Below are 4942 nucleotides of genomic sequence, written 5' to 3' on the forward strand. Positions count from 1 at the left end.
TATAAGGGACAGGCCCGTACCTGCGGGGTGGTGAGCACCCCGCAGGTACGGGCCGCCGTCGCCGCCTCCCTCGACGAGGACACCGGCGGCTGGGACGAGGACACCCCGGACGCCGAGGAACTCGCCGACACCGTCCTCGCCCTCGTCCGGGACGCGGGCCTGGAGCCCGGCGACGAGCCCTGGCTCGGCGCGCTCGCCCTGCCCGACGAGGACGGCGAACTCGCCCCGGCCGGTGAACTGGTCTTCCCCGGCGGCCCGTTCGCGCGCGTCATGCACGAAGGGGAACTCGCGTCCGTGGACGCGGAGCTGGCCGAGAAGTGGGGCGAGCAGCCGCTCGCCGCGTGCGGTGTGCTGGTGGACTTCGTCCTCGTACGGGCCACGGACGTCGTCCTCGACCCCGACGAACTCGAGCCGCGCGAAGGGGACTTCCCTGAGCCGGACGACCCCGGGCTGCTCGACGCGGTGGACGTGTGGTGCGAGGACCTCCTCGACCGGTTCCCGGACACCCCCGTGCCGCCGGTCGCCACCGAGCTCGTGGCGGTACGGGACCTGGACCTGGTGGACGACGACCAGTGGCCCCGGGCCCTCGCCCTGCTGTCCCGGCCGCCGCTGAGGGACGCCCTCACCCAGCCGGTGCGGATCCTGCTGCCGGACGGCACCCACGAGATCGTCCGGCCGTACACCGCCTGGTGGCTGCGCGGCCACCCGGTGCTGGGCGGGCGCCGCCCGGCCGGCCTGCGGGCCGCCGGCTCCGACCCGCTGCTGCGCGGCCTGTACGACGAGGCGGACGCCACCGGCTTCGACGACGAGCAGGTGCTGCGGGCGCTCGGCGTCCGGACGTCCGTCGCCGCCCTGCTCGACGAACCGGGCGGCGCCGCCGAGCTGCTGGACCGGCTCGCCGACCCCGAACGCCCGGTGACCTCCGCCCAACTGCACGCCCTGTACGGCTACCTGGCGGAACTCGACCCGGAACAGGTCACGCTGCCGGAGGAGGTGCGGGCCGTGGTCGACGGCCGGGTGGAGGTCGTGGACGCCGCCGACGCCGTGGTGTGCGACTCCCCGGACCTGCTGCCGTTCACCTCCGGCGTCCCGCTGCTGCCCGTACGGCCGTCCCTGGCCGCCGACCTGGCCGAGCTGTTCCAGGTGCGGCGGCTGAGCGAGTCCGTCACCGGCGAGGTCGACTCCGAGGGCACCGAGCACGACGTACCGGAGCCGGTGCGTGTCCTGCTCGGCCCGCGCACGCCCGTCACGTACGTAGAGCACGAGGAACTCGTCGTCGACGGCACCGAGCTGGACTGGCGCCTGACCTCCGACGGCGTCCTGCACGCGGCCACCCTGGAGGGCGTGGCCGCCGGCCTGGCCTGGGCGTCCGGCCAGTGGCCCCGCCGCTTCGAGGTCGCGGCGCTGCTGGAGGACCCGTCCCGGACGGAGGAACTGGCGCGGGACCGCTGGTTCGACTGACGGACGTCCACAAAAAAACCAGGATTCGTACAACCATGTGCGCCGGTCGTGGATCTGATCTTGCGAGTCAAGCAGACTCCACGACCACTTGGGCCCGCGCCGAAGACGAACCGCGAGGAACGACCGGCGTGCGGCCCCTCTCCCATCTGGGGAACGCATGCGTATACGAGCCACTGTGGCCGCCGTCACGGGCGCCCTGGCCCTCTCCGCCTTCGCCGTCCCGGCCGCGCAGGCCGCCGGTACTCCCGGCCCGGCCGTCACCTTCTCGAATGTCAAGGTGAACAAGGGCAAGAACATCGTCGTCGGCGCCACGGCCAAGGTCTCCGTTCCCGTCACCTACACCGTGACGCACCCCGCGAGCCTCGATCCCGACACCTTTGCCACCGGCCCGGTTCTCTACCGCGGCACCAAGATCACCTCGCCCACCGGCTTCCAGGGCGGCGACGAGCCCGGCACCTGCAAGGCCGCATCCTCGACGGTCCTCAAGTGCACGGCGGCCATTGACATCCGCCCGGCTGAACAGGATCTGCTCAACTCCGAGGCCGGCACCTGGAAGGTCGGCGGCCTCGCCGCGGACGACAAGGAGCGCTTGACCTGGCAGGGCGATCTCGGCTCCGCCAAGATCCAGCGTCTGTCCAAGCTCACCGTCGACGCCTCGCCCGAGCCGGTGAAGAAGGGCAAGACCCTCACCGTCACCGGGAAGCTGACCCGGGCCAACTGGGAGAGCGGCAAGTACGCGGGCTACACCGGCCAGTCGGTGAAGCTGCAGTTCCGCAAGAAGGGCTCCAGCACCTACACGACGCTGAAGACCATCAAGACGGACTCCAAGGGGAACCTGAAGACCACGACCAAGGCCACGGTCGACGGCTACTACCGCTATTCCTTCGTGGGCACCTCGACCACCCCGGCGGTCAACGCCGCGGGTGACTTCGTCGACGTGAAGTAAGCCGCGCCGGACCTAGACGGTAAAGCGGCGGTCGGCCCACTTCCACAGGAGTTCCAGGACGGCCGCCGCCACCACGGCGATGCCCACCGCCAGCCAGGGCATCGCCGTGCCGACCAGGTGCAGTGCGAAGAAGCGCTGCAGGGCCGGCACGAGCAGGACGAGGACGAAGGCCGCGCCCATCGAGGCCACCAGGGCGACGCGCCACCAGGTGTAGGGGCGGGCGATGATCGCCAGGACCCACATCGCGACCAGGAACAGCGTGAGCGTGGCCGCGCTGGTCTCCGCGTCCAGGGTGTCCGGGCCGGTGTAGTGGTGGCGGGCGGCCAGGTAGGTCACGAAGGTCGCCACGGCGGCCACGATCCCGCCCGGCAGCGCGTAGCGCATGACCCGCCGTACGAAGTGGGGTCTGGCCCGTTCGCCGTTCGGGGCGAGGGCCAGGAAGAAGGCCGGGACGCCGATGGTCAGCGTGGACAGCAGGGTCAGGTGGCGCGGCAGGAACGGGTACTCCACCTGCGAGCAGACCACCAGCACCGCCAGCAGCACCGAGTAGACCGTCTTCACCAGGAACAGCGTCGCGACCCGGGTGATGTTGCCGATGACCCGCCGCCCCTCGGCGACCACGGACGGCAGGACCGCGAAGCTGTTGTTCAGCAGCACGATCTGGGCGACGGCCCGGGTGGCCTCCGAGCCCGAGCCCATCGCCACGCCGATGTCGGCGTCCTTCAGGGCGAGCACGTCGTTCACGCCGTCGCCGGTCATCGCGACCGTGTGCCCGCGCGACTGCAGGGCGCCGACCATGTCCCGCTTCTGCTGCGGGGTGACCCGCCCGAACACCGTGGCCTCGTCGAGCACCTGGGCCATCGGCTCCCGCTCGGCGGGCAGCCCGCGCGCGTCGACGGCGGTGCCGTCGAGGCCCACCTTCGCGGCGACCGCGCCGACGGACACCGCGTTGTCGCCGGAGATGACCTTGGCGCGGACCTTCTGCTCGGCGAAGTAGCGCAGGGTGTCGGCCGCGTCGGGCCGCAGCCGCTGCTCCAGGACGACGAGGGCGGCGGGCGCGACGGTCCGGGCGACGTCCGGGGCGTCCAGGTCACCGGTGGCGCGGGCGAGCAGCAGCACGCGCAGGCCCTGCTCGTTCAGCCGGCCGGTCTCGGCGAGGGCGGGCGCGTCGGCGGGCAGGAGGACGTCCGGGGCGCCGAGCAGCCACGTACTGGACTCGCCGTTGCCCTCGCTGAAGCTGGCGCCGCTGTACTTGCGGGCGGAGGAGAAGGGCAGCGACTCCACACAGCGCCACTCCTCGCTGTCGGGGCAGGCGTCGATGATCGCCTGCAGGGAGGCGTTCGGGTGCGGGTCGGACTCGCCGAGGGCGCCGAGGGCCTTGCGTATGTACGTCTCGTCGTGGCCGTCCAGGGCTCTCAGCTCGGTGACGTCCATGCCGCCCTCGGTGAGGGTGCCGGTCTTGTCCAGGCAGACCGTGTCGACGCGGGCCAGGCCCTCGATGGCGGGCAGCTCCTGGACCAGGCACTGTTTGCGGCCCAGCCGGATCACGCCGATGGCGAAGGCGACGGAGGTGAGCAGGACCAGGCCCTCGGGGACCATGGGGACGATGCCGCCGATGGTGCGGGCGACGGACTCCCTCAGGTCGCTGTTCTTCCCCACCAGCTGGCTGATGACCAGGGCGATCGCGGTCGGGACCATCATCCAGGTGACGTACTTGAGGATGGTGGAGATGCCGGTGCGCAGCTCGGAGCGGACGAGCGTGAAGCGGGACGCCTCCTCGGCGAGCTGGGCGGCATAGGCCTCGCGGCCGACCCTGGTGGCCTGGAAGGCGCCGCCGCCGGCGACGACGAAGCTGCCGGACAGGACGGGGTCGCCGGGGCGTTTGACGACGGGGTCGGCCTCGCCGGTGAGCAGGGACTCGTCGATCTCCAGGCCGTCGGCCTCGACGCAGGTGCCGTCGACGACGACCTTGTCGCCGGGGCCGATCTCGATGAGGTCGCCGAGGACGATCTCGGAGGTGGCGATCTCGGTGGCGGTGCCGTCGCGGCGGACCGTGGGGCGGACCTCGCCTATGACGGCGAGGGAGTCCAGGGTCTTCTTCGCCCGCCACTCCTGAATGATGCCGATGCCGGTGTTCGCGATGATCACGAAGCCGAAGAGGCTGTCCTGGATGGGGGCGACGGCGAGTGTGATCAGCCACAGTACGCCGATGATCGCGTTGAACCTGGTGAAGACGTTGGCGCGGACGATCTCGGGGAGGGAGCGGCTGCTGCGGACCGGGACGTCGTTGATCTCGCCGCGGGTTCTGCGTTCCGCGACCTCGGCGGAGGTGAGGCCGGTGGCCCGGGCCGTCGCCGGGACGGGCACGGGGTGCGTGGGGTGCAGCTCCGCGTCCGCGTCGATGTGGGTCATGCCTTCGACGTTACGTGGGGTTCTGCGGCCGCACGCGTTGGAGGGGCGGAAGATCCGACCTGGGGAGGAGGGAGGTCGTGCGGTGGGTGTACGGCGGGCTCGGCCCACCCGCCCGTCTCGGTG

The 4942-nt window shown here is 71.7% G+C and carries 2 protein-coding genes and 1 pseudogene; 2 read left to right on the plus strand and 1 reads right to left on the minus strand.

What is annotated here, in order from left to right; genetic code table 11:
* Nucleotides 1-1461: pseudogene (locus C1I97_RS31430) on the plus strand (sacsin N-terminal ATP-binding-like domain-containing protein); the annotation flags it as partial.
* A gap of 157 nt (nucleotides 1462-1618) precedes the next feature.
* Entirely contained in the window at nucleotides 1619-2407 is a 789-nt protein-coding gene (locus C1I97_RS31435; RefSeq protein WP_111006463.1) for a hypothetical protein, read from the plus strand.
* A 12-nt stretch (nucleotides 2408-2419) separates the two neighbouring features.
* On the opposite strand, the gene C1I97_RS31440 is transcribed toward C1I97_RS31435, so the two are convergent.
* Nucleotides 2420-4819, minus strand: coding sequence for an HAD-IC family P-type ATPase (locus C1I97_RS31440; RefSeq protein ID WP_111006464.1), 2400 nt, complete (start codon nucleotides 4817-4819; stop codon nucleotides 2420-2422).
* Between the last annotated feature and the right edge of the window lie 123 nt (nucleotides 4820-4942).

The sequence above is a fragment of the Streptomyces sp. NTH33 genome (genome assembly GCF_003236365.1).
Lineage (GTDB): Bacteria > Actinomycetota > Actinomycetes > Streptomycetales > Streptomycetaceae > Streptomyces.